This window comes from Pseudomonas sp. ES1 (assembly GCF_050586605.1).
Lineage (GTDB): Bacteria > Pseudomonadota > Gammaproteobacteria > Pseudomonadales > Pseudomonadaceae > Aquipseudomonas > Aquipseudomonas sichuanensis.
Genome location: NZ_JBOBDM010000051.1, coordinates 26,415 through 49,825 on the forward strand (window position 1 = coordinate 26,415; position 23,411 = coordinate 49,825).

Sequence of the window (23,411 nt, forward strand, 5' to 3'; positions counted from 1 at the left end):
AGCAGCCCCAGGTATACCTTGTGGGAGCGGGCTTGCCCCGCGATGGCCATCTGACGCTATCGCGGGGCAAGCCCGCTCCCACAATGCTTTGCAGAGAACGCCCGAACATGCCGCTGTCGAACATCCAGATCCTTCACGAAGACGCCGCCATCCTGGTGATCAACAAGCCGACCCTGCTGCTGTCGGTGCCGGGCCGTGCCGATGACAACAAGGACTGCCTGATCACCCGCCTGCAGGAAAACGGCTACCCCGACGCGCTGATCGTCCACCGCCTGGACTGGGAAACCTCGGGGATCATCCTGCTGGCCCGTGACGCCGACAGCCACCGCGAACTGTCGCGCCAGTTCCACGACCGCGAGACGGAAAAGGCCTACACCGCGCTGTGCTGGGGCCAACCGCAGCTGGACAGCGGCAGCATCGACCTGCCGCTGCGCTACGACCCGCCGACCAAACCGCGCCACGTGGTCGACCATGAGCAAGGCAAGCACGCCCTGACCTTCTGGCGCATCGTCGAACGCTGCGGCGATTATTGCCGGGTCGAGCTGACACCGATCACCGGGCGCTCGCACCAGTTGCGCGTGCACATGCTGTCGATCGGCCATCCGCTGCTGGGGGACCGCCTGTATGCCAACCCGCAAGCGCTGGCCGCCCATGAGCGGCTGTGCCTGCATGCCTCGATGCTGAGCTTTACCCACCCGGTGTCCGGGCAGCGGGTGAAGTTCGAGTGCCCGGCGCCGTTCTGAATTCATGTGGCTGCACCGGCCTCATCGCTGGCAAGCCAGCTCCCACAGGGTGCATCGAACGCTGTGGGAGCTGGCTTGCCAGCGAAAGGGTCGACACAATTTGTCGAGCAATTACGCTAAACTCGCGCCACTGCTGTCTGGAGTGACTTATGCGCGATGCCCTGAACGCCGGCCTGATTGAATTCCTCAAGGCCTCCCCGACGCCCTTCCATGCCACCGCAAGCCTTGTGCAGCGCCTCGAAGCCGCCGGTTTCCAGCACCTGGACGAACGCGACAGCTGGGCCACGGTGCCTGGCGGGCGCTACTACCTGACCCGCAACGACTCCTCGATCATCGCCATCAAGCTCGGCAAGCACTCGCCGCTGATGAGCGGCATCCGCATGGTCGGCGCCCACACCGACAGCCCATGCCTGCGGGTCAAGCCGCAACCCGAACTGCAGCGCCAGGGCTTCTTGCAGCTGGGCGTCGAAGTCTACGGTGGCGCCCTGCTCGCCCCGTGGTTCGACCGCGACCTGTCGCTGGCCGGGCGGGTCACCTTCCGCCGTGACGGCAAGGTCGAAAGCCAGCTGATCGACTTCAAGCTGCCGATCGCGGTGATCCCCAACCTGGCGATCCACCTCAACCGCACTGCCAACGAAGGCTGGATGATCAACCCGCAGACCGAACTGCCGCCGATCCTGGCCCAGGTGGCGGGCGACGAGCGCATCGACTTCCGAGCGCTGCTCACCGAGCAACTGGCCCGCGAGCACGACCTCAACGCCGACGTGGTGCTCGATTACGAGTTGAGCTTCTACGACACCCAGGACGCGGCACTGATCGGCCTGAACGGCGACTTCATCGCCGGCGCCCGCCTGGACAACCTGCTGTCGTGCTATGCCGGCCTGCAGGCGCTGCTGAGTGCCGACAGCGACGAAACCTGCCTGCTGGTGTGCAACGACCACGAAGAAGTCGGCTCCTGCTCGGCCTGCGGCGCCGACGGCCCGATGCTCGAACAGACCCTGCAGCGCCTGTTGCCCGAAGGTGACGCCTACGTGCGTACCGTGCAGCGCTCGCTGATGATCTCGGCCGACAACGCCCACGGCGTGCACCCCAACTACGCTGACAAGCACGACGGCAACCACGGGCCCAAGCTCAACGCAGGCCCGGTGATCAAGGTCAACAACAACCAGCGCTACGCCACCAACAGCGAAACCGCCGGGTTCTTCCGCCACCTGTGCATGGCCGAGGAAGTGCCGGTGCAGAGCTTCGTGGTACGCAGCGACATGGGCTGCGGCTCGACCATCGGCCCGATCACCGCCGGCAACCTGGGCGTGCGCACGGTCGACATAGGCTTGCCGACCTTTGCCATGCACTCGATCCGCGAGCTGTGCGGCAGCCATGACCTGGCGCACCTGGTGAAGGTGCTGACGGCCTTCTACCGCAGCCGCGACTTGCCCTGAGGCCGCGTCACATCCATCGCCGGCAAGCCGGCTCCCACAGGGTTGCGCTGTAGCTGTGGGAGCTGGCTTGCCAGCGATGAGGCCGGCATTGGCAACCCCCTGCCCCCGGTCAATCCGCCTCGCTGGCAAAGCGCTATGCTTGATACATGGCCCATCAAGCACAAGGATTGCCGCACCATGTCCCCGTTCCTGTCGCTGTTCATCCCGGTATTCGGGTTTCTCATGCTGCTGACCATCGGCTTCAGCCTGCGCGAGCGCAATATCGGCGTGCTGATGATGTGGATCGGCACCTTGGGCATCTTCGGCCTGACCTGCTGGAAGATCCTGGAGAAACTGCCCACATAAACCTCTACACTCGGTCAATCGTTTGACCTGAGGTAGATTTCCCGGTGCCTGCCCTCCTGCGTTGCCTGTTCCTGCTGTTTCTCCTGTTCGTCACCCCGGTGCATGCCGCTGGCCTGCCGAGCCTGCTTGGCTCCAGCACGCCCGCCCAGCCCGAGGCCACAGAGCCGCTGGGCAAGTCGCTGGACGAGGTGATCAAGAACCTGGAGAACGACCAGCAGCGCGCCAAGCTGTTGGCCGACCTGAAAAAGCTGCGCGACGCCAGCAAACAATCGCAACCCACCGTCGAACAAGGCGTGCTCGGCCTGATCGGCGGCGCCCTGCACGACTTCGAAAAGCAGTTCAGCGGTGACGCCAGCCCGTTCAACCGCTGGGCGCAGGAAATCAGCCAGGCCCAGGATGAACTCACCGCGCTGATGGTGCCGGTACACCAATGGCCGGCCATTCTCTTCGGTTTCGCGGCTGTCATCGCCGTATGGAGCCTGCTGGCCTACGCCTTCAACTGGATCGGCCACCGGGTGCGGGTGCGCTTCGGCCTTACCGAGGAACTACCGCAGCACCCACGCACCTGGGACCTGGTCCGGTTTGCCCTGCGCAAGCTCGGGCCGTGGCTGGTGGCACTGGTGTTCACCGTCTACCTGAGCTTCGCCCTGCCGCCGTCGCTGGGTAAATCCATGGCCATGGTGCTGGCGTATGCGCTGGTGGTCGGCACGCTGTTTTCGGCGATCTGCGTGATCGCCTTCTCGCTGCTCGACGGCCCGCACCGCCACCGCGCCCTGCACATCCTGCGCCACCAGGCGTTCCGCCCGCTGTGGCTGATCGGCAGTTTCGCCGCGTTCGGCGAGGCGATGAGCGACCCACGCCTGACTACCGCCCTGGGCAGCCATCTGGCCCATGGCCTGGCCACCCTGGCCAACGTCTTCGCCGCGTTGTGCACCGGGCTGTTCATCCTGCGCTTCCGGCGCCCGATCGCCCACCTGATCCGCAACCAGCCGCTGAGCCGGCGCCTGACCCGACGTACCCTCAGCGACACCATCGAGATCCTCGGCAGTTTCTGGTTCATCCCGGCGCTGCTGCTGGTAGCGGTTTCGCTGTTCGCCACCTTCGTGTCCGCCGGCGACACCAGCACCGCCCTGCGCCAATCGCTGATGTGCACGGTGCTGGTGGTGGTGTGCATGGTGCTCAACGGCCTGGTGCGCCGCCACGCCGCCAACCCCAAGCGCGCCAACAAACGCCAGGCGGTGTATACCGAGCGGTTGCGCAACTTCGGCTATGCCCTGGTGCACCTGTTCATCTGGCTGGTCTTCCTCGAGTTGGGGTTGCGCGTGTGGGGCTTGTCGATGATCGACTTCGCCGAAGGCGACGGCCACGAGATCAGCCTGCGCCTGCTGGGCCTGGCAGGCACCCTGATCGTCGCCTGGCTGGTGTGGATCCTGGCCGACACCGCCGTGCACCACTCCCTGGTGCGCTCGCGCCGGGGCCAGGCCAACGCCCGCGCACAGACCATGATGCCGCTGATCCGCAACGTGATGTTCGTGGCGATCTTCATCATCGCGGTGATCGTCGCCCTGGCCAACATGGGCATGAACGTCACGCCGCTGCTGGCCGGCGCCGGGGTCATTGGCCTGGCCATCGGTTTCGGCGCCCAGTCGCTGGTCGCCGACCTGATCACCGGGCTGTTCATCATCATCGAGGACTCGCTGGCCATCGATGACTATGTGGATGTCGGCGGCCACCTCGGCACCGTGGAAGGCCTGACCATCCGCACCGTGCGCCTGCGCGACATCGACGGCATCGTGCATACCATCCCGTTCAGCGAGATCAAGAGCATCAAGAACTACTCGCGCGAGTTCGGCTACGCCATCTTCCGTGTGGCGATCCCCCACAACATGAACATCGACCAGGCCATCACGTTGGTCCGCGAGGTCGGCCAGAAGCTGCGCAGCGACCCGTTGATGCGCCGCAACATCTGGTCGCCGCTGGAGCTGCAGGGGGTGGAGAGTTTCGAGTCGGGCTCGGCGATCTTGCGGGCGCGGTTCAAGACTGCGCCGATCAAGCAGTGGGAGGTGTCGCGGGCGTTCAACCTGGCGTTGAAGCGCCAGTTGGACGAAGCGGGGCTGGACCTGGCGACGCCGCGGTTGTCGGTGCAGGTGGTGACGGCCGGGGGTGGGGCAATGGCTGAAAGCAACGTTACCAGCTAGATCGCTTCGCGGGGCAAGCCCGCTCCCACGCTGCCGTCATGCTCACCACTGTGGACTGCCCCAAGAAGTTGGACACCAACCCAACCCTTGGGGGCAATCCACTACGTGGGAGCGGGCTTGCCCCGCGATGTTCACTTTATCCCGCCTCGGCGCGGATGCGGATCGCATCATGCCGCCAATACTCCAGGTCGCAATCGATCAGATGCCCGCGCTGGTCGCTGTTGACCCGGGTGATATGCAACCCCGGGCTGCCCGCTGACACTTTCAGCGCACTGGCGGCCTCCACCGGCAAGGCGGTCGGCAGGATCTCGAAACACACCTGGCCATACTGAATGCCGTATTCCCGGCCATAAATCTCGGTCAGCGACTGCGCCAGGTCCTGTTCGAGAATCCCAGGGAAGTAGCTCGGGTTGAGGTAATGCTCGGCATACAGCACCGCCCGCCCGTCGATCCGCCGTAAACGACAGATCCGCACCACGCTGGACAACGCCGGCAGGCGCAAGCGTGCGCAGATGGCCGCCGGGGCCGGCTGCAGCCGCGCCGACAACAGCTCGGTGCTGGGCAGCCGCCCCTGGTCCCGCACCATCGCATGGAAGTGGCTACGCTCGATCAGGTCGTAGGTCAGCCGCTCGGGTGCAACGAACCAGCCACGCCGCTCCTCGCGGTAGATCAGGCCCTGGGCCTCCAGCTGCACCAGTGCCTCGCGCAGGGTGATGCGCGTGGTGTCGAACACCTCGCTGAGCTTGCGTTCGGCCGGCAGCTTGCCGCCCGGCGCCAGCAGGCCGTGTTCGATCTGCTCCTGCAGGGCATGGCAGATGGCTGTTACCGCACGCGGTGGCGTCGCTTGCATCAAAGGTTACCTATCTGGACTAGTCCAGCCCCAGAACAGGGCATATGGAGCGTAGTGCAAGCCTAGTCACGGCTGATGAACATCCTGTGACAAAGGCTTTTAGCGGGGCTTGCCAGAACCGGGCCAGCCCCCGTGAATCAAGGCTTTCGATCTGGTCTACGCTGTATTGCCAAGGCTTGCGGCGCACTCTTCAGGCCCGCCCCTTACATCAAACTGTCACGCAACCGGCCTACCTTGGCTCAAGGTTTGCTGACCTAGACCAACGGTTGGCAGGCACCGCTTCATCACATAACAACGATTGCAAGGCACCCACCCAAGGAGCTTCGGATGAAAAAGTTGTTCATGGCGTCACTGCTCGGTTCGGCCATCGCGTTCTGCACCACGGCCATGGCCGAAGACCTCAAGGCCCTGGAAGATGCCGCCCGCAAGGAAGGCACGGTCAACAGCGTGGGCATGCCCGATGCCTGGGCCAACTGGAAAGGCACCTGGGAAGACCTGGCCAGCAAATACGGCCTCAAGCACAGCGACACCGACATGAGCTCGGCCCAGGAAGTGGCCAAGTTCGACGCCGAGAAGGACAACGCCAGCGCCGACATCGGTGACGTGGGTGCCGCCTTCGGCCCGATCGCCACCAGCAAGGGCGTGACCCAGCCCTACAAGCCAAGCACCTGGGAGCAGGTGCCGGCCTGGGCCAAGGACCAGGACGGCCACTGGGCGCTGGCCTATACCGGCACCATCGCCTTCATCATCAACAAGGACCTGGTCAAGGAAGGCGAGCGCCCCACCAGCTGGCACGACCTGGAAAAGGGCAAGTACAAGGTCGCCATCGGTGACGTCGGCACCGCCGCCCAGGCCGCCAACGGCGTGCTGGCCGCCGCCATTGCCTACAAGGGCGACGAGAAGAACATCGAGCCGGGCCTGCAGCTGTTCACCAAGCTGGCCCAGCAGAAGCGCCTGTCGCTGGCCAACCCGACGATCCAGACCATCGAGAAGGGCGAGATCGAAGTCGGCGTAGTGTGGGACTTCAACGGCCTGAGCTACCGCGAACAGATCGACCCCAAGCGCTTCGAAGTGCTGATCCCGTCCGATGGCACGGTGATTTCCGGCTACACCACCATCATCAACAAGTACGCCAAGCACCCGAACGCGGCCAAGCTGACGCGTGAGTACATCTTCAGCGACGCCGGGCAGATCAACCTGGCCAAGGGCCACGCCCGGCCGATCCGTGCCGAGCACCTGAAGCTGCCGGCAGACGTACAGGCCAAGCTGCTGCCCAACGAGCAGTACAAGGCCGCCCAGCCGATCAAGGACGCCGCGGCCTGGGAAGCGACCTCCAAGGCCCTGCCGCAGAAGTGGCAGGAGCAGGTGATCATCGAGATGGAATAAGGCAGCTACAAGATTCAAGCTGCAAGCTGCAAGTAAAAGCAGGCGATCGACATGCCTGTGTCTTCTTGCAGCTTGCCGCTTGCCCGCTTGTAGCTCCGAAGGGAGCCAACATGCAACACAACGTCATCCTGGTCCTGCTCGACGGCCTCAACCATCAGGTCGCCCACCACGCCATGGGCCACCTGCACGCCTACGTCGAGGCCGACCGCGCCGCGCTGTACCGCGTGGAATGCGAGCTGCCGTCGCTGTCGCGACCGCTCTACGAATGCATCCTCACCGGCGTGCCGCCGATCGACAGCGGCATCGTGCACAACAACGTCAATCGCCTGTCCAACCAGCGCAGCGTGTTCCACTACGCCCGCGAGGCCGGGCTGGGCACGGCGGCGGCGGCCTACCACTGGATGAGCGAGCTGTACAACCGCTCGCCGTTCGACCCGCTGCGCGACCGCCACACCCACGCGCCCAAGCTGCCGATCCAGCATGGCCTGTTCTACTACGCCGACCACTACCCCGATTCGCACCTGCTGGCCGACGCCGAATACTTGCGCCGGCGCCATGCACCGAACTTCCTGCTGGTGCACCCGATGAACATCGACGACGCCGGCCACCGCCATGGCCTGGACAGCAGCCAGTACCGCAACGCCGCGCGCAGCGCCGACATCCTGCTGGCCGACTACCTGCCGCGCTGGCTGGAAGAGGGCTACCAGGTGCTGGTCACCGCCGACCACGGCATGAACAACGACCGCTCGCACAATGGCCTGCTGGCCGAGGAGCGCGAGGTGCCGCTGTTCGTCTTTGGTGACGGTTTCAGCCTGGACCCTGCGGCCAAACCGCTGCAGACCGAGCTGTGCGGCACCATCTGCGAGCTGCTCGGTGCTGCGCACGACAAGACCGTCTGCCGGGAGCTGCTCAAGTGAATGCAAGCCCCCGTGGCCGCTACCTGGCCCTGCTCTGCCTGCTGCCGTTCGCCGTGTTCTTCATCATCTTCCAGATTGCCCCGCTGGCCTGGGTGGCGATCAACAGCCTGCAAAGCGAAAGCGGCTGGGGCCTGGCCAACTTCAGCAAGGTGTTCGCCTCGAAGTTCTACCTGCAGGCGCTGCAACGCAGCCTGGAGATCAGCTTCTGGTCGAGCCTGTTCGGCATCGTCATCGCTACCCTGGGCGCCTACTCGCTGCGCCAGGTCGATTCGAAACTGCGCGACTTCGTCAGCGCCTTCGCCAACATGACCAGCAACTTTTCCGGGGTGCCGCTGGCGTTCGCCTTCATCATCCTGCTGGGCTTCAACGGCGCACTGACCTTGCTGCTCAAGCAGATGGGCCTGCTCGGTGACTTCAGCATCTACTCCAAGACCGGGCTGATCCTGGTGTACACCTACTTCCAGATCCCGCTGGGGGTGCTGCTGCTCTACCCGGCCTTCGACGCCCTGCGCGAAGACTGGCGCGAATCCGCGGCGTTGCTGGGGGCCAACCACTGGCAGTTCTGGCGGCATATCGGCCTGCCGGTGCTCACCCCTGCCCTGCTCGGCACCTTCGTCATCCTGCTGGCCAACGCCCTGGGCGCCTACGCCACGGTCTACGCCCTGACCACCGGCAACTTCAACGTGCTGCCGATCCGCATCGCCGGCCTGGTAGCCGGCGACATCAGCCTCGACCCGAACCTGGCCAGCGCCCTGGCCATGGTGCTGGTGGGGCTGATGACCCTGGTCACGGTGGTCCATCAATGGCTGCTCAAGAGGAGCTACCATGCGCGCTGAAAAAACCTCCGGCGGGCTCTACCACAAGCTGGTGGTCTACCTGCTGTTCCTGATCCTGCTGCTGCCGCTGGCCGGCACCCTGCTCTACTCGCTGGCCACCAGTTGGTCGGCAACCCTGTTGCCCAGCGGCCTGACCTTCAAGTGGTACATCGCGCTGTGGAGCGAGCCGCGCTTTCTCGCCGCCTTCGGCCAGTCGCTGCTGGTGTGCGTGGGTGCGCTGCTGCTGTCGGTGGTGCTGATCCTGCCGCTGTTGTTCGTGGTGCACTACCACTTCCCGAAACTCGACGCGCTGATGAACGTGCTGATCCTGCTGCCGTTCGCGGTGCCGCCGGTGGTGTCGGCGGTGGGCTTGCTGCAGCTGTACGGCAGCGGGCCGATGGCCATGGTCGGTACGCCGTGGATCCTGATCGGCTGCTACTTCACCGTCGCCCTGCCGTTCATGTACCGGGCCATCACCAACAACCTGCAGGCGATCAACCTGCGCGACCTGATGGACGCCGCCCAACTGCTGGGGGCCAGCACCTGGCAGGCCGCGTTCCTGGTGGTGCTGCCCAACCTGCGCAAGGGCCTGATGGTGGCGTTGCTGCTGTCGTTTTCGTTCCTGTTCGGCGAGTTCGTGTTCGCCAACCTGCTGGTGGGCACCCGCTACGAGACCTTGCAGGTGTACTTGAACAACATGCGCAACAGCAGCGGCCACTTCAACAGCGCGCTGGTGATCTCCTATTTCGCCTTCGTGCTGGTGCTGACCTGGGTCGCCAACCGTTTGAACAAGGACAAGACCTGACATGAGCTTCGTCAGCGTACAGAAACTGCAAAAGAGCTACGCCGGCAGCCCGGTGTTCGAAAACATCGACTGCCAGATCGAGCGCGGCGAGTTCGTCACCCTGCTCGGCCCCTCGGGCTGCGGCAAGTCCACCCTGCTGCGTTGCATCGCCGGGCTGACGCCGGTGGACAGCGGCCATATCCTCCTCGACGGCCACGACATCGTGCCGCTCAGCCCGCAGAAACGCGGGATCGGCATGGTGTTCCAGAGCTACGCGCTGTTCCCCAACATGACCGTGGAGCAGAACGTCGCCTTTGGCCTGCGCATGCAGAAGGTCAAGGCCGAAGAAAGCCAGGCACGGGTGCGCGAAGTGCTCGACCTGGTCGAGCTGGGCAGCTTCGCCGGGCGCTACCCGCACCAGTTGTCCGGCGGCCAGTGCCAGCGCGTGGCGTTGGCCCGCTCGCTGGTCACCCGCCCGCGTCTGCTGCTGCTCGACGAGCCGCTGTCGGCGCTGGATGCGCGCATTCGCAAGCACCTGCGCGAGCAGATCCGCGCGATCCAGCGCGAGCTGGGGTTGACCACCATCTTCGTCACCCACGACCAGGAGGAGGCGCTGACCATGTCGGACCGCATCGTCCTGATGAACCAGGGGCGCATCGTCCAGAGCGGCGATGCCGAAACCCTCTACACCGCGCCCGTCGACCTGTTCGCCGCGGGCTTCATCGGCAACTACAACCTGCTCGACGCCGACAGTGCCAGCCGCCTGCTGCAGCGCCCGGTGACCAGCCGCCTGGCGATCCGCCCGGAGTCCATCACCCTGGGCGTGAACGGCGAGCTGGACGGCGAGGTACGCAGCCACAGCCTGCTCGGCAATGTCATCCGCTACCGCGTGCAGGTGCGCGGCGTGGAGCTGGTGGTGGACGTGCTCAACCGCTCGGCGGCCGACCTGCACGCCGACGGGCAGCGTGTATCCTTGTCGATCGACCCCACGGCGCTACGGGAAGTGGCCTAAGGAGATTCAACCCATGGCATTGGCAATTTTCGATCTGGACGAAACTCTGATCCACGGCGACTGCGCGTCGCTGTGGAGCGAACAGATGGCCCGGCTGGGCTGGGTCGACGGCAAGGCGTTCCTCAAGCGCGACCATGAACTGATGGAGGCCTACGGCAAGGGCCACCTGGCCATGGAGGACTACATGGCCTTCAGCCTGGAGCCGATCGCCGGGCGCACCCTGGAAGAGGTGGAGCACCTGGTCGAACCTTGGGTCGAGGAGGTGATCGAGCCGATCATCTATGGCGATGCCTGCCGCTGCATCGCCGAGCACCGCAAGCGTGGCGACCGCATCCTGATCATTTCCGCGAGCGGTGCGCACCTGGTGGGGCCGATTGCGGCGCGGCTGGGGGTGGACGAATACCTGGCCATCGATCTGGAAGCGGTCAACGGCGTCTTTACCGGCAAGACCCACGGCGTGCTGACCTACCGCGAGGGCAAGATCACCCGTTTGCTGGAGTGGCTGGACCAGGAGCAGGAGAACCTGGAAGGGGCGAGTTTCTATTCCGATTCGCGCAACGACTTGCCGTTGTTGCTGAAGGTGGATCATCCGCATGTGGTGAACCCGGATGCGGTGTTGCGTGAGCATGCCGAGAAAAATGGATGGCCAGTCCTCAGCTGGACCTGAGGCTTTGTGCTGACCCGATCGCCGGCAAGCCGGCTCCCACATATATCCCTGCGGCCTCGAAGCCTGTGGCGATCCTGTGGGAGCCGGCTTGCCGGCGATAAGGCCGAAATGCCTTACACCAGGCTCGGGTCGATCACCAGCACCAGCTTGCCCGACACCTGGTTGCTCTCGAGCTCGGCATAAGCCGCCTGGGCGAACTCCACCGGATAGGTATCGACCAGTTGCGCCGACAACCGCCCCTCAGCGAACAGCGGCCACACCTGCTGCCCCAGCTCGCGCAGCAGCTCAGCCTTGAACCCGTCATCGCGGTTACGCAGCGTCGACCCGGTAACCTGCAAGCGCTTGCCCAGCACCAGCGCCAGGTCCAGCTCGACCTTGCGCCCGCCCATCAGGCCGATGATCACCCAGCGCCCATCGCGGGCCAGCAGCTTGAGGTTGAGCGGCCCGTAGCTGGCACCGACCGGGTCGAGGATCACATCGAACGGCCCGAGCTGCTCCAGCGCGTCGAGGTTGGCGTTGCGCACCACACCGCCCGCCGCCCCCAGGCCCTGGCAGTAGGCCAGGCGCTCGTCAGAGCCGACGCTGACCCATACCGGGTTGCCGAAGGCCTTGCACAGCTGGATCGCCGCCGAACCTACGCCGCTGGCGCCAGCATGCACCAGCACCTTCTCGCCAGCCTTGAGGCCACCAAGCTGGAAGATGTTCAGCCAGGCCGTGGCGTACACCTCGGGGATCGCTGCCGCTTGGTGCAGGCTCAGGCCTTCGGGCACCGGCAGCACGTGGCGGGCATCGACCACCACCTCTTCGGCCATGCCGCCACCGGCCAGCAGGGCGCAGACCCGGTCACCGACGCGCCAGTCGGCGCCGGCGCCGACCTCTTCGATGATGCCGGCGCACTCCAGGCCCATATAAGGGCTGGCACCCGGCGGCGGTGGATAAAGGCCGGCCTTTTGCAGCAGGTCGGCGCGGTTCAGCCCCGCAGCGGCCACTCGAATGCGCACCTGCCCTGCGTCACAGGCCGGGCGTTCGGCCTCGACCCAGGCCACATGTCCGTCAACGCCTTGCAATGCCTTCACAGTGCCTCCATAGTTGAATCATATGACTGAGCCTGGGATCACCGTCCCAGGCTTTTTGCAGTATTTTCCCGGTTTCATGGAACCGGCGAACGGAAAAGACGGCCTACTATGCGTGATCAATTGCCTACACGTCGAATCAGCATGAAGCATTTCCTCCCCAGCACCGCCCTCGCCCTTGTCATCGGGCTTGGCAGCCTCACGCTCGGTGGCAATGCGGCCGCCGCCAACAAGTGGGACAGCCTGCAGCCGGACCGTGACGAAATCGTCGCCAGCCTCAACGTGGTCGAGCTGCTCAAGCGCCACCACTACAGCAAGCCGCCGCTGGACGACGCCCGTTCGATCATCATCTATGACAGCTACATCAAGCTGCTGGACCCTGCGCGCAGCTACTTCACTGCGGCCGACATCGCCGAGTTCGACAAGTGGAAGACGCAGTTCGACGACTTTCTGAAAAGCGGCAACCTCGACCCCGGCTTCACCATCTACAAACGCTACCTTGACCGTGTGAAGCAGCGCCTGGACTTCGCCCTGGCCGAGCTGAACAAGGGCGTCGACAAGATCGACTTCACCGTCAAAGAAGACCTGCTGGTCGACCGCAAGGACGCCCCGTGGATGAAGAATTCGGCCGAGCTCGACGACCTGTGGCGCAAACGCGTGAAAGATGAGGTGCTGCGCCAGAAGATTGCCGGCAAGGACTTCAAGCAGATCCAGGAAACCCTGACCAAACGCTACAAGAACCAACTGGCGCGCCTGGATCAGACCCGTGCCGAAGACATCTTCCAGGCCTACATCAACACCTTCGCCCAGTCGTACGATCCGCACACCAACTACCTGTCGCCGGACAACGCCGAAAACTTCGACATCAACATGAGCCTGTCGCTCGAAGGTATCGGCGCGGTACTGCAGAGTGACAACGACCAGGTCAAGATCGTGCGCCTGGTGCCGGCAGGCCCTGCGGCGAAAACCAAGCAGGTGGCCCCGGCCGACAAGATCATCGGCGTGGCGCAAGGCAACAAGGAAATGGTCGACGTGGTCGGCTGGCGCCTGGACGAAGTGGTCAAGCTGATCCGTGGCCCGAAAGGTTCGGTGGTACGCCTGGAGGTCATCCCGGCGAGCAATGCGCCGAACGATCAGACCAGCAAGATCGTCTCGATCACCCGTGAAGCGGTCAAGCTCGAAGAGCAGGCAGCGAAGAAGTCGGTGCTCAAGCTCAAGCAGGACGGCCGCGACTACAAGCTGGGGATCATCGAGATCCCGGCCTTCTACCTCGACTTCAAGGCGTATCGCGCCGGGGACCCGGACTACAAGAGCACCACCCGCGACGTCAAGAAGCTGCTCACCGAGCTGCAGAAAGAGAAAGTCGACGGTGTGGTCATCGACCTGCGCAACAACGGCGGTGGCTCGCTGCAGGAAGCGACCGAGCTGACCAGCCTGTTCATCGAAAAAGGTCCGACCGTGCTGGTGCGCAACAGCGACGGCCGCGTGGATGTGCTCGAAGACGAAAACCCCGGCGCCTTCTACAAAGGCCCGCTGGCGCTGCTGGTCAACCGCCTCTCGGCCTCGGCCTCGGAGATCTTCGCCGGCGCCATGCAGGACTATCACCGCGCGCTGATCATCGGTGGCCAGACCTTCGGCAAGGGCACCGTGCAGACCATCCAGCCGCTCAACCATGGCGAGCTCAAGCTGACGCTGGCCAAGTTCTACCGGGTTTCCGGGCAGAGCACCCAGCACCAGGGCGTGCTGCCGGACATCGCCTACCCGTCGATCATCGACACCAAGGAGATCGGCGAGAGCGCCCTGCCCGAAGCCATGCCGTGGGACACCATCCGCCCGGTGATCAAGCCGGTGGCCGACCCGTTCAAGCCGTACCTGGCCCAGCTCAAGGCACAGCATGAAGCGCGCAGCGTCAAGGATGCCGAGTTTGCCTACATCCGTGATCGCCTGGCCCTGACCCAGAAGCTGATGGACGAAAAAACCGTCAGCCTCAACGAACAGGACCGCCGCGCGCGCCACGACCAGATCGAGGCCAAGCAACTGGCGCTGGAAAACATCCGCCGCAAGGCCAAGGGCGAAGAACCGCTCAAAGAGCTGAAGAAAGAGGACGAGGACGCGCTGCCGGCCGAGCCGGACGACACCAAGCCGGAAGACGACGCCTACCTGTCGGAGACCGGGCGCATCCTGCTCGACTACCTGAGCTTGAGCACTTCGGTAGCCAAGCACTGAGGTGATGGCAATTTAATGTGAGCCGTCATCAAACAGTCATCTGGCTGTCGTGAAATAGAAGGGCCGAGCGTGAAAACGCCCGGCCTTTTTCTATTCAGGAAGCAGTCCATGACCGTCACCGAACAGCTCAGCGCACTGAGCGCCATCCTGGCTCAACGTAGCGTGCACAGCCTGTTCCAGCCGATCGTCTGTCTTACCGAACGGCGCATTCTCGGCTATGAAGCCTTGAGTCGCGGCCCCTCCAACAGCCCGCTGCATTCGCCACTGAACCTGTTCGCCATCGCCCGCCAGGCCGGGCGCCTCAGCGAACTGGAAGTGCTGTGCCGCGAAACCGCCTGCCGGCGTTTTGCCGAGCAGAACCTTGAGGGCAAGCTGTTCCTCAACGTCTCCCCCGAGTCCTTGCTTGAACCGCACTACCCGTCCGGGCGCACCCTGAAGATGCTCGAACAGGTCGGCCTGTCGCCCAGCCGGGTGGTCATCGAACTCACCGAGCAGACGCCCACCGAAGACTTCCAGCTGCTGTTCAACGCCCTGCACCACTACCGCGACATGGGTTTCTCGATTGCCCTGGATGACCTCGGCGCCGGCTATTCCAGCCTGCGCCTGTGGTCGGAGCTGCGCCCGGACTACGTGAAGATCGACCGTCATTTCATCGACGGTATCCACCAGGACCCGCTCAAGCGCGAGTTCGTCGGTTCGATCCTGCAAATCGCGCGCGCCTCACGCGCCCAGGTGATCGCCGAAGGCATCGAACTGGCAGAAGAGCTGACCGTATTGGCTGAAATGGGCGTCGAGCTGCTGCAGGGCTATCTGCTTGGTCGCCCTCAGGAGACCGCTGCGCGTGAATGCTCGATCCTGCCGCCACTGGCGCCGGGCAGCCCTGGAGCGTTGAACGAAGACAGCGCCGACCTTGGCGCCCTGCTCATCCAGCAGCCGGCGGTGCCCCTGGAAACCGCCACCCAGCAAGTGTTGGAGGCCTTCCGCGGCCAAGCCAACCTCAATTCCCTCGCCGTACTGGACCAACAGGGCAAGCCCTGTGGCATCGTCCACCGTCATTCGTTGCCCGAAGACCTGCTCAAGCCTTTGGGCTGCAACCTGTTGGCAGCCAAGCCCGTCAGCCAACTGATGAGCAGGGACTTTGTGGTGGTCGAACGTGGACAATCGCTGCAGCAGGTCAGCCGCCTGCTTACCGGCCGGGCGCAACAGCGCATCGAGGAGGCGTTCATCATTACCCAGGGCGGCCGTTACCTGGGGCTGGGGCGGGTGATCGACGTGCTCAAGCTGATCACCGAACAACAGAGCGAGCGTGCCCGCGATCAAAGCGCCTGTTGCTAGGTGGGCCAGCGCATGTGAAAGCGACTGTTTTGTACTGACTGCATTGCGCCCCTCAGATACAACGCTTGGCGTCAAAGCGGCGCGCCGCCTGCTTCGCGGGTAAACCCGCTCCCACAGAAGTTACGCAGCCCTTGTGGGAGCTGGCTTGCCAGCGATGGGGCCGGCACTGCCGACCTGTTTCACGCCTCTTCCGGATACCGGTACTCGAACACCCGCACCACTTCCGAGGCATGCCACGACGCTGCCTCCATACCATCCACCGGCCCATTGAACCTGCCCAGCCGCTCTACGCACTCGAAAAAACCGGTACGTGGCAGGCGGCTGGCGCCCTGGCTGATCACCAGCGAGCTGCGCAACGGCTGCTCGGCACGGGCATCGAGCAGCGCCAGGTATTCCAGGGCAGCGGTCAGTGTCTGCATGGCCGGGCTGGGTAGCTGGAGACGTTCGAGCAATGCACGGTAAGTGAGCAGGTGGCGTTGTCGGCGGGCCAGGTCGAGCTCGGTCAGCAGACTCTCCCAGTGCTGACGGCTGATCCTGACCTGGCTCATGACGGCTCGCTCCAGCCACCAATGCCCAGGTGCCAGGCCAGGCTGCGCAGGATCGCTGCGTCAGGGCGGCGCTCGCCGGCCTCGATCATCGCCAGGTAAGCCGGGCTGATGCCCACCGTGCGCGCCAGTTGCTCGGGGGGCAGGCCCTTGGCTTGACGCAACGACGCCAGCTCGTCCAGGGAGCGCAGGCTCGCGCTCTGCGTTGTGCTTTCGACAGTGTCGCTGTTGCCTGGCGCCGTGGCAGGTGCCTGGCCCGCGGCGGCCAGCAGCGCCTGATACTGCTCCCAGGGAACCACTGCGTACTCGGGCTGACCGTCCCGGCTGATGACCTGAATACCCATACAACCCCCTTGACGTTGGATCACGGCATGTAATCCCTAGGCATAACGCTTATGCCAATTATATTACCAACCTCGGGGGTCTGTGCGCTCGCTGCTTATTCAGCGGTTGGGGCGCTCCAGGCGCAGCGCCTCGGGCGTGTCCGGCAAGCGCTCGACCACCCGCAGTTTCTCCGGCGCCTGGCTGTCGCGCCAGGCCCTGAAGCGGCTCAGCTCATCGGCCACGGTCTTGAGTACCCAGCCGAGCACGGCGATATCGTCAAGCAAGCCCACACCCAGCAACCAGTCGGGGATCGCATCCAGGGGGCTGACGAAATACAGCAGCCCGGCGACGATGGTCACCAGCGCCTTGGGGCTCACGGCACGGTACTCGCCGCGCCACCAGGCCAGGCACAGGGCCTGCATCAGCCGCACATCCTCGCGCAGCTGGCCAAGCTTGGGCCCCTTGCGCGCGACCGCGAACAACAGTGCCGGCAAACGGCCACGGCTGAGCAGGCGCTCGGCAAGCGGCAGAAAACGGGCGAAATTCCAGGGAGCGCTCATGCAACCTCCAGAGCAACGGACAGTTATCCACATTTATTGTGGATAACCTTGTGAACAGGACCGCCTTTGCGCCGCTCGGTGCCCGCCGGGCAAGGGCCGGGCACGGATCGGGCGTTTTTTACACAGTCGTTTCAATCGCGCAAACGTTTTGCGACAACCCGCCGCAGGATCACCTACGGCATTGCTTGCGACAGTGAAGGACGCCAGCGGTTCGCGTCAACCACCGGCAAAAACGACGACGCCCCGTCGAAACGGGGCGTCGTTGTACAGCAAAGGTTGCGCTTACTCAGCCTGGGCTGGTTCGGCGTCCTGCTTGCTCGGGTCTTTGATGCCCAGCAGTTCCAGGTCGAAGACCAGGACCGAGTTGGCCGGGATCAGCGGGCTCGGGCTCTGGGCGCCGTAGGCCAGCTCAGCCGGGATGTACAGCTTGTACTTCTCGCCGACATGCATCAGTTGCAGACCTTCGACCCAACCCGGGATCACGCCGCTGACCGGCAGGTCGATGGGGGCGCCGCGCTCGACGGAGCTGTCGAACACCTTGCCATCGATCAGCTTGCCTTCGTAGTGAACGGTCACTACATCAGTCGGTTTTGGTTGCGGGCCATCGGCCTTCTTCACCACTTCGTACTGCAGGCCCGAAGCCGTGGTGACCACGCCAGCCTTCTTGGCGTTTTCTTCCAGGAACTTCTTGCCGGTGGCGGCAGCTTCTTCGCTGGCCTTGGCCAGGCGCTCTTCGGCGCGCTTCTGCAGGGCGGAGAAGGCCTCGACCAGCTCTTCGTCCTTCAGGCGCTGTTCTTTCTTGCCAACCGCGTCCTCGATACCTTGGGCGACAGCTTTCGAATCCAGGTCGTCCATGCCTTCCTGAGCCAGGCTCTTGCCCATGTTCAGGCCGATACCGTAGGAAGCTTTCTGTGCCGGAGTCTTCAGTTCGACGCTGCTGGTCTGGGCATCGCAGCCCGCCAGCACCAGACCTACCAGGGCAACCGCAGCCGCCAGACGAGTTTGTTTCATGCTGATTCCTTGTTCATGCGCCAGAGGGGCAAATCAGGGTAAAGCCGCGAGCTTATCAGGCGGCCACGACCAATGGCTACCGGCATAGGAGCCAGGAAAGCGCGATAAGTTCCGGTATTGAAACTGCTGATGTCACAGCGCCAAGCCATGCAGCGCGAATTGCGTCGACGGCGAGATGCCAGATCGCCATCACCGCCCTCGATCCAGTGCCTGACAAAGGGCCCCGAGGCCCCGCGCTGTGGCCCGTTCAGGGGTACAGGCCGTCCCGGTACTGCCCGGCCACCTCGCGCAGCACTTCACACACCCACTGCGCAGGCAGGCTCGCCGGCAAGGCGGCGTTGCGGCAAATGCCCACCGAGCCGCCCGGCTCGCGCACGCCCAGGTCCAGCTCGGCCAGTTCGTTACGGCGCAGGTCGAGCAGCACCGCGTCGCGCGGCGCCACCCACAGCGCATTGCTGCCCAGCAGGTAACGACGGCTCAAGGCCAGCGACAAGGTTTCCAGGCGTTGTGCCGGCAGCGGGATACCGCACTGCACGAACAGGCTGTCGGCGTGCTGGCGAATGGTGGTGCCCTGGGGCGGCAGCACCAGCGGGTAAGCCCCCACCTGTGCCCGCTCCACCGGCGTACTGGCCAGCAGCGGGTGGCCCGGGCGCACCACCAGGGCCATCGATTCGCTGTACAGATGCTCGAACGACAGGCCCTGGATCTGCGGGCTGTCGGTCATGCGCCCGACCACCAGCTCCAGCTCGCCAAGGCGCAATTGCCCGAGCAATTGCGCGCTCACCCCGGTGACCACGCTGATCACCAGTGCTTCATGGCGCTGGTGCAGGCGGCACAGCACCTCGGGCATCAGCAGGCCCTCGACCGTCGACAGCACGCCGATACGCACCTGCGAGGGCGTCCTGGCATCGCCGCGCACACTGCCCACGCCATCGCGCAGGGCCTGCACGCTGGGCCCGGCGTACCGCATGAAACGGGTGCCGGCGGGGGTCAGGGTGACGCCCAGGTGGGTGCGCTCGAACAGCCGCGCTTCGAGCAGGTCTTCCAGTTCCTTGAGGGTCTTGGAGATGGCCGGCTGGCTGATGGCAAGCACATCGGCGGCACGGGCCAGGCTGCCCTGCCGGGCAATCTCCAGGAAGCACAGCAGGTGGCGGAACTTGATGCGGGTGTCGAGGTTCATGCGAGGCAGTGTATCTGTAGGTGTCGGCGCGTGGGAAACGGCGATTGCCGTGGGAGAAACTGTCGGCTGGTGAACAGCAACCTTCGCCTTGGCCCGGCTTTGCCAGGCTTCGCCAGCATCGATACTTCTTGAGGCGGCCGGTGCCGCCCCCTATTCATTGCACCTATGCTGAGTCACGATCAAGATTCAATCCTAGCGCTTTACATTGCTCAACCAAGGTTTCGCTAAGGACATGCATGAATTTTATGTAATCTGATTTGCTTATGTCCAATAGAAGCAGATCTTCTCCCTCCCAAAGTCTAACCACCATGCTCTCGTGGTCGTCAATTCTTACAAATCCTACAAAGTCACCGTCAAAACCTTCTACCCCAATAGGCAGAAAGGAATTTCTTATGTCCGATTCAGCTTCTTGTATTTTAGCTTTCAGCTGACTGACTGTTAATCTTATTGGCTCGTTAACTTCTGCTCGTTTAAACAAGTCCTTGATGGCGCCATCTAGAGCTGCGGCCAGCATTAGCTGGCCATAGTCGCCGACTGTTACATCGCCAAAAATCAAACAGCACTGTGTGAAGTGAACACTTCCATCATCGGATTTGAATATGTCAATTTTGGCCTTAAGCTCAACCATGTTGTCACTCTGAGCTACCGTTTTCGAAATGGAAGTACTCTTGAGCTGCGGACGAAAATTTCTGTATAAAGACAGAAAATTTTTCTTTCTCACTCTTTATACAAAAGTGCCTGTTTTTTACTGCCCAATCGTACACAGAAATGCCAACAGGATATTTGGTGAGCACACCGCTCAGGCCATTATTTTTTATCCACTCCTCTGCGCCACCTAGCTCCAAAAATACTGCAGATGGGAATCGCCCTTCTGCCCCGTTAAAAACCCAAACTTCTTTCATGATGTGTTCCTTTATCTCTATACGTTCAGGTTGGTCGCAGCACGGGCAGTCATCGGGTGATTTTTGGCACCTATTCCAACGCTGGATTTTATCTACGCTACGCCTCAAGCAGGCAATGCACAATGCGACCGGTGTCGCCTTCTTCGCGCGGCGGTAAGCTTTCCCAGGCCAAGGTGTCGCTTGAGTAGGCCAGGGCTTTCTATGGTTGTGGCGCGGAGATTAATTGCAAGTTTTGTGGCTTTAATATGGCTGCGACAAGAGTTTGAATTTAGGTCTTAACCAATGCCTTGCTTTATGCACTGAACTGGCAGAATGTTATTGATGGACCATAGTCATCAATATTGTTTTCGACAGATATCGCAAACTTCTTTTCAGGGAACCTATCACGCAAAATCAAACCCCAAGAGTACTTCAGTAGCGCCGACAGCCTTACAAACACTTCATCTGACACATTACCCGGACACCCATCATACATATCATAGAGCAATGTATGATTCATGCTTTTCTCTATACTTGAAGTGCATTCTCCTTTTTTTCTCAAGGATAGATAGGTGGATTCATTGAATGAAAGTTCAAGAAACACACCGTCGTCGACGCATAGCATGTCGGGCAATAGCAACTTGCTTACGACCAAAGTATCCTCCGGGTGGCATTCACTACGAAGGTATGAGAAAAGGTTGAGACCTGATGGGTTTTCCCATTGCTCTCGCCATGACTCATACTTCTCCAACCTTCCCAAGTCCGGAGTGGAATGAAGTTTATTCATGGTATTTCCTCTGCAGTTGCTGGGCGCGGCGGCAATTTTGAGGATGGTGAGTTTACTCTGACTACCCCATTTGGAAAAGTATTCCTACCATACTCTAGTACGTGGGGCGTTGGCATGCGACCGTGGGCAGAACCGGTAACATCTACACGTTTCAGAATGCGGCCGTGCTCATCATAGGTTACGTAACTTGTTATATTAGCCTGATTGTCGAATCTGTATATGAAATGCATCTGCACTCGCCCATATTTCGTTGAAACGGGGATTCGCAATGCGAATGTACCCCATTACAATCCGCCTCCCGCTTCGCCTTGCCCGGCCTTCACGCAGACACATCTCATACAGACCCTAGTGAACTTCACCGGCAGGGTATCCTAGCCAGATGAAGACACTTTCAAAAAAGATACTTGAGCTTGACTATAAGTTGGTCAAATACCTCAAAACGCCCGGATACTCGGATGAAAAATCTTCCGACTTAAGAAATGAGATGGCAGTTTCTCTTTCACTGTCAGGTGATTTTTTTATGTACTCAAGCAATAATTCAAAGTCACCATAATCAAGCTCAATACCGACCAAGGTTATTGCCCACTCCTTATTCGGAGCTCGTTTAATTATGCCATCAAGCTCTGCGATCAGAGCCGGGTAGAAGATGCGACGATCAATTGCTTCAAGCATATTCCGGGTGCGCTCTTGAATTCCGAAATCATCGGCATCAGAGAATGACTGAAGAAGCGCCAATACTACTTCGTAGCTCATATGCTCTTCTGCCTCACTTAAGAGAGTCAGAAACTTTTCATGACTCCCATCGCCTTCGAATTTTTCACACGTATGCAAGCGTGTACGCCAGTGATCAAAATTGAAAGTCATTGACATTTCGTACTCTCACCATTAGAGACAGATCCATTTCCCTACTGACCTAGGCTGCGAATGTGGGTAGATCGCAGTGAATCATGATGGTTTGTGTTTTTTGTATTCATGCTTGACTCATACAAGCGGTAGCCACCGTAACTGTGGCTACCGGTGAGTTCCGGTCTGGCGCGAGGGGAACTCCATATCAGAAGTTTAGATTTGTGGTTCGAAGTACCAGATCAAAAACTCGTTGAAGCTTTTCCAACGAGCAGGGAGCTCGCCATTAAGGAATTCATCAAGACGTGAAATGTCGAGATCGTAAACGGCACCGTCGTTTATTCCGTATAAGTACATCCCCTCGCTTTCGTCTGACGATAGCGCGAGATAGTTCTTCGGTATTTCGTACCTATCCCAGACATAATCAGTTTGATCTGGGATTGCTGGGATATCTGGACCTTCAATATCAAGGAGTTCGGCGACAGGCCGGGGACTTATAAAGCTGCCTTGATACTTAAGGTAGAAGCGCCCGAATTCCGTGTCTGCCGCCACTCCTAGTTGCTTAAGCGCCGACGCTGCATTATTTTGATCCGCTCTGGCGACATCGCCCTTGTAGCTACTTAAGTATTTTGTGACTTCCGATGGAATCATATGCTGCAGCCTCCTCTTCTCGATTTATTCACTTCTGCCGCACGATCTTTCCAGTACTGCCCTCGGTCAATGTCAAAAGCATTGCGATCAACAGGGAAGTCTGGGTTCTTCTTGTTTCCGTGTGCATGCAAGGCTTCTCGGCCTCGACCTCTTGCAGCCCTGTGTGTACTTGTTGTTACCTCGAACAGTGGCCCGATCGACTGTTGACGGGAGTGGTGAAGCTGAAGCTGCTGCGGCACACCATTCTTCATCATGTAAGGGGCGCCACCTTCCATGGCCCGTTGTAAATTTGTCTTACCTTTGTGCTCCATATCCCAGTCGATGTTTTGCTGGTAAACAGTGTAGGTAAGCCCGGTGCCTCGGTTACATGGCCCCCAGCTTCCCTTTTTGAAGCGGTTCAAGCCGAGTGGATCGAGCCAGTCTATTGGATTCGGCGCATAATGATAAAAATTGAGTCCACCAGCCAAACCAATAGGGTCTTGGCTTACAAACCGTCCCGCAATGGGGTCGTAGTACCGGTGCCGGTTGTAATGTAGCCCCGTCTCATGGTCCTGGTATTGCCCTTGGAAGCGAATCGGGTTGCCCAGGCCGTGCTGTTTGGCCCATTCCGAACGCTCTTCGCGCACTTCTCCCCAGGCCTTGTATTCCCCCGTCCAAGCGACATTGCCCTGCTCGTCGGTGAGCTCCATCGGCGTGCCGAGGTGGTCGCAGTGATACCAGGCAATCGCCTCGAACGCCTGTGGTTTCACCTCGGTATGCCACAACGGATCCTGCTCGAAGTCGTACTCGCGCTGACTCCAGTCCGGCACCTTGTGCAGCCGGATCGGGCTCTTGCGCAG

At 61.7% G+C, this 23,411-nt stretch carries 25 protein-coding genes and 1 pseudogene; 12 read left to right on the top strand and 14 right to left on the bottom strand.

Annotation, left to right across the window (positions count from 1 at the left end):
- Positions 1–107 precede the first annotated feature (107 nt).
- The 4 genes from ACQ4N9_RS19985 (at position 108) to ACQ4N9_RS20000 (ending at position 4,725) form a co-directional block, all read left to right on the top strand.
- Positions 108–743: an RluA family pseudouridine synthase gene (locus ACQ4N9_RS19985; RefSeq protein WP_390967647.1), complete on the top strand. Its 636-nt coding sequence runs from the start codon at positions 108–110 to the stop codon at positions 741–743.
- A 149-nt stretch (positions 744–892) separates the two neighbouring features.
- A complete protein-coding gene (locus ACQ4N9_RS19990; protein ID WP_390967646.1) occupies positions 893–2,182 on the top strand; it encodes a M18 family aminopeptidase in 1,290 nt (429 codons plus the stop codon).
- Positions 2,183–2,359: 177 nt separating this feature from the next.
- Positions 2,360–2,527: a hypothetical protein gene (locus ACQ4N9_RS19995; RefSeq protein ID WP_167409870.1), complete on the top strand. Its 168-nt coding sequence runs from the start codon at positions 2,360–2,362 to the stop codon at positions 2,525–2,527.
- 44 nt (positions 2,528–2,571) lie between these two features.
- On the top strand, positions 2,572–4,725 hold the full coding sequence (locus ACQ4N9_RS20000; RefSeq protein WP_390967645.1) for a mechanosensitive ion channel family protein: 2,154 nt from the start codon (positions 2,572–2,574) through the stop codon (positions 4,723–4,725).
- 136 nt (positions 4,726–4,861) lie between these two features.
- Here ACQ4N9_RS20000 and ACQ4N9_RS20005 read toward each other — a convergent pair whose 3' ends face one another.
- A complete protein-coding gene (locus tag ACQ4N9_RS20005; protein ID WP_125857767.1) occupies positions 4,862–5,575 on the bottom strand; it encodes a UTRA domain-containing protein in 714 nt (237 codons plus the stop codon).
- A 327-nt stretch (positions 5,576–5,902) separates the two neighbouring features.
- Here ACQ4N9_RS20005 and ACQ4N9_RS20010 point away from each other — a divergent pair, with 327 nt between their 5' ends.
- The 6 genes from ACQ4N9_RS20010 (at position 5,903) to ACQ4N9_RS20035 (ending at position 11,156) form a co-directional block, all read left to right on the top strand.
- Positions 5,903–6,961 (top strand): ABC transporter substrate-binding protein, encoded by a 1,059-nt coding sequence (locus tag ACQ4N9_RS20010; RefSeq protein WP_390967644.1) that lies wholly within the window; start codon positions 5,903–5,905, stop codon positions 6,959–6,961.
- A 110-nt stretch (positions 6,962–7,071) separates the two neighbouring features.
- A complete protein-coding gene (locus tag ACQ4N9_RS20015) occupies positions 7,072–7,878 on the top strand; it encodes an alkaline phosphatase family protein (RefSeq protein WP_110996264.1) in 807 nt (268 codons plus the stop codon).
- Positions 7,875–8,714 (top strand): ABC transporter permease, encoded by an 840-nt coding sequence (locus ACQ4N9_RS20020; RefSeq protein WP_390967643.1) that lies wholly within the window; start codon positions 7,875–7,877, stop codon positions 8,712–8,714. Before ACQ4N9_RS20015 ends, ACQ4N9_RS20020 begins: the two co-directional genes overlap by 4 nt.
- On the top strand, positions 8,704–9,498 hold the full coding sequence (locus ACQ4N9_RS20025; RefSeq protein WP_390967642.1) for an ABC transporter permease: 795 nt from the start codon (positions 8,704–8,706) through the stop codon (positions 9,496–9,498). Before ACQ4N9_RS20020 ends, ACQ4N9_RS20025 begins: the two co-directional genes overlap by 11 nt.
- A gap of 1 nt (position 9,499) precedes the next feature.
- On the top strand, positions 9,500–10,489 hold the full coding sequence (locus ACQ4N9_RS20030) for an ABC transporter ATP-binding protein (RefSeq protein ID WP_390967640.1): 990 nt from the start codon (positions 9,500–9,502) through the stop codon (positions 10,487–10,489).
- A 13-nt stretch (positions 10,490–10,502) separates the two neighbouring features.
- On the top strand, positions 10,503–11,156 hold the full coding sequence (locus ACQ4N9_RS20035) for an HAD family hydrolase (protein WP_390967639.1): 654 nt from the start codon (positions 10,503–10,505) through the stop codon (positions 11,154–11,156).
- Positions 11,157–11,269: 113 nt separating this feature from the next.
- Here ACQ4N9_RS20035 and ACQ4N9_RS20040 read toward each other — a convergent pair whose 3' ends face one another.
- Positions 11,270–12,232: an NAD(P)H-quinone oxidoreductase gene (locus ACQ4N9_RS20040; protein WP_390967638.1), complete on the bottom strand. Its 963-nt coding sequence runs from the start codon at positions 12,230–12,232 to the stop codon at positions 11,270–11,272.
- A gap of 141 nt (positions 12,233–12,373) precedes the next feature.
- Here ACQ4N9_RS20040 and ACQ4N9_RS20045 point away from each other — a divergent pair, with 141 nt between their 5' ends.
- Together ACQ4N9_RS20045 and ACQ4N9_RS20050 are read left to right on the top strand one after the other, a co-directional pair.
- Positions 12,374–14,455 (top strand): carboxy terminal-processing peptidase, encoded by a 2,082-nt coding sequence (locus tag ACQ4N9_RS20045; RefSeq protein WP_390967637.1) that lies wholly within the window; start codon positions 12,374–12,376, stop codon positions 14,453–14,455.
- Between the two features lie 108 nt (positions 14,456–14,563).
- A pseudogene (locus tag ACQ4N9_RS20050) lies at positions 14,564–15,769 on the top strand (EAL domain-containing protein); the annotation flags it as partial.
- A gap of 200 nt (positions 15,770–15,969) precedes the next feature.
- Here the strand turns inward: ACQ4N9_RS20050 and ACQ4N9_RS20055 are convergent.
- The 12 genes from ACQ4N9_RS20055 to ACQ4N9_RS20110 form a co-directional block, all read right to left on the bottom strand.
- Positions 15,970–16,338, bottom strand: a complete 369-nt coding sequence (locus tag ACQ4N9_RS20055) for a hypothetical protein (RefSeq protein WP_110993079.1) — start codon at positions 16,336–16,338, stop codon at positions 15,970–15,972.
- Positions 16,335–16,679 (bottom strand): helix-turn-helix domain-containing protein, encoded by a 345-nt coding sequence (locus tag ACQ4N9_RS20060; RefSeq protein ID WP_258705896.1) that lies wholly within the window; start codon positions 16,677–16,679, stop codon positions 16,335–16,337. Before ACQ4N9_RS20060 ends, ACQ4N9_RS20055 begins: the two co-directional genes overlap by 4 nt.
- 99 nt (positions 16,680–16,778) lie before the next feature.
- Positions 16,779–17,219 carry a YkvA family protein gene (locus tag ACQ4N9_RS20065; RefSeq protein ID WP_110993077.1) on the bottom strand — a complete coding sequence of 147 codons (441 nt, stop codon included), beginning with the start codon at positions 17,217–17,219 and terminating at the stop codon, positions 16,779–16,781.
- Positions 17,220–17,501: 282 nt separating this feature from the next.
- Complete coding sequence (locus tag ACQ4N9_RS20070; RefSeq protein ID WP_125463028.1) at positions 17,502–18,230, bottom strand: FKBP-type peptidyl-prolyl cis-trans isomerase; 729 nt, start codon at positions 18,228–18,230, stop codon at positions 17,502–17,504.
- A 247-nt stretch (positions 18,231–18,477) separates the two neighbouring features.
- Positions 18,478–19,410, bottom strand: a complete 933-nt coding sequence (pcaQ, locus tag ACQ4N9_RS20075) for a pca operon transcription factor PcaQ (protein ID WP_390967636.1) — start codon at positions 19,408–19,410, stop codon at positions 18,478–18,480.
- A 163-nt stretch (positions 19,411–19,573) separates the two neighbouring features.
- Entirely contained in the window at positions 19,574–20,038 is a 465-nt protein-coding gene (locus ACQ4N9_RS20080; RefSeq protein ID WP_390967635.1) for a hypothetical protein, read from the bottom strand.
- Positions 20,039–20,042: 4 nt separating this feature from the next.
- Positions 20,043–20,312 carry a DUF7710 domain-containing protein gene (locus ACQ4N9_RS20085; RefSeq protein ID WP_390967633.1) on the bottom strand — a complete coding sequence of 90 codons (270 nt, stop codon included), beginning with the start codon at positions 20,310–20,312 and terminating at the stop codon, positions 20,043–20,045.
- A gap of 292 nt (positions 20,313–20,604) precedes the next feature.
- Positions 20,605–21,078: a hypothetical protein gene (locus ACQ4N9_RS20090; RefSeq protein WP_390967632.1), complete on the bottom strand. Its 474-nt coding sequence runs from the start codon at positions 21,076–21,078 to the stop codon at positions 20,605–20,607.
- The gene (locus ACQ4N9_RS20095) at positions 21,075–21,308 is read right to left on the bottom strand and encodes a polymorphic toxin type 24 domain-containing protein (protein WP_374046929.1); all 234 of its coding nucleotides are present in this window, start codon (positions 21,306–21,308) and stop codon (positions 21,075–21,077) included. Before ACQ4N9_RS20095 ends, ACQ4N9_RS20090 begins: the two co-directional genes overlap by 4 nt.
- 184 nt (positions 21,309–21,492) lie before the next feature.
- Entirely contained in the window at positions 21,493–21,942 is a 450-nt protein-coding gene (locus tag ACQ4N9_RS20100) for a hypothetical protein (protein WP_390967631.1), read from the bottom strand.
- Between the two features lie 195 nt (positions 21,943–22,137).
- Positions 22,138–22,572 carry an SMI1/KNR4 family protein gene (locus tag ACQ4N9_RS20105; protein ID WP_390967629.1) on the bottom strand — a complete coding sequence of 145 codons (435 nt, stop codon included), beginning with the start codon at positions 22,570–22,572 and terminating at the stop codon, positions 22,138–22,140.
- On the bottom strand, positions 22,569–23,411 hold an 843-nt coding region (locus tag ACQ4N9_RS20110), incomplete at its 5' end, for an RHS repeat-associated core domain-containing protein (protein WP_430933564.1). The genes ACQ4N9_RS20105 and ACQ4N9_RS20110, both read right to left, overlap by 4 nt.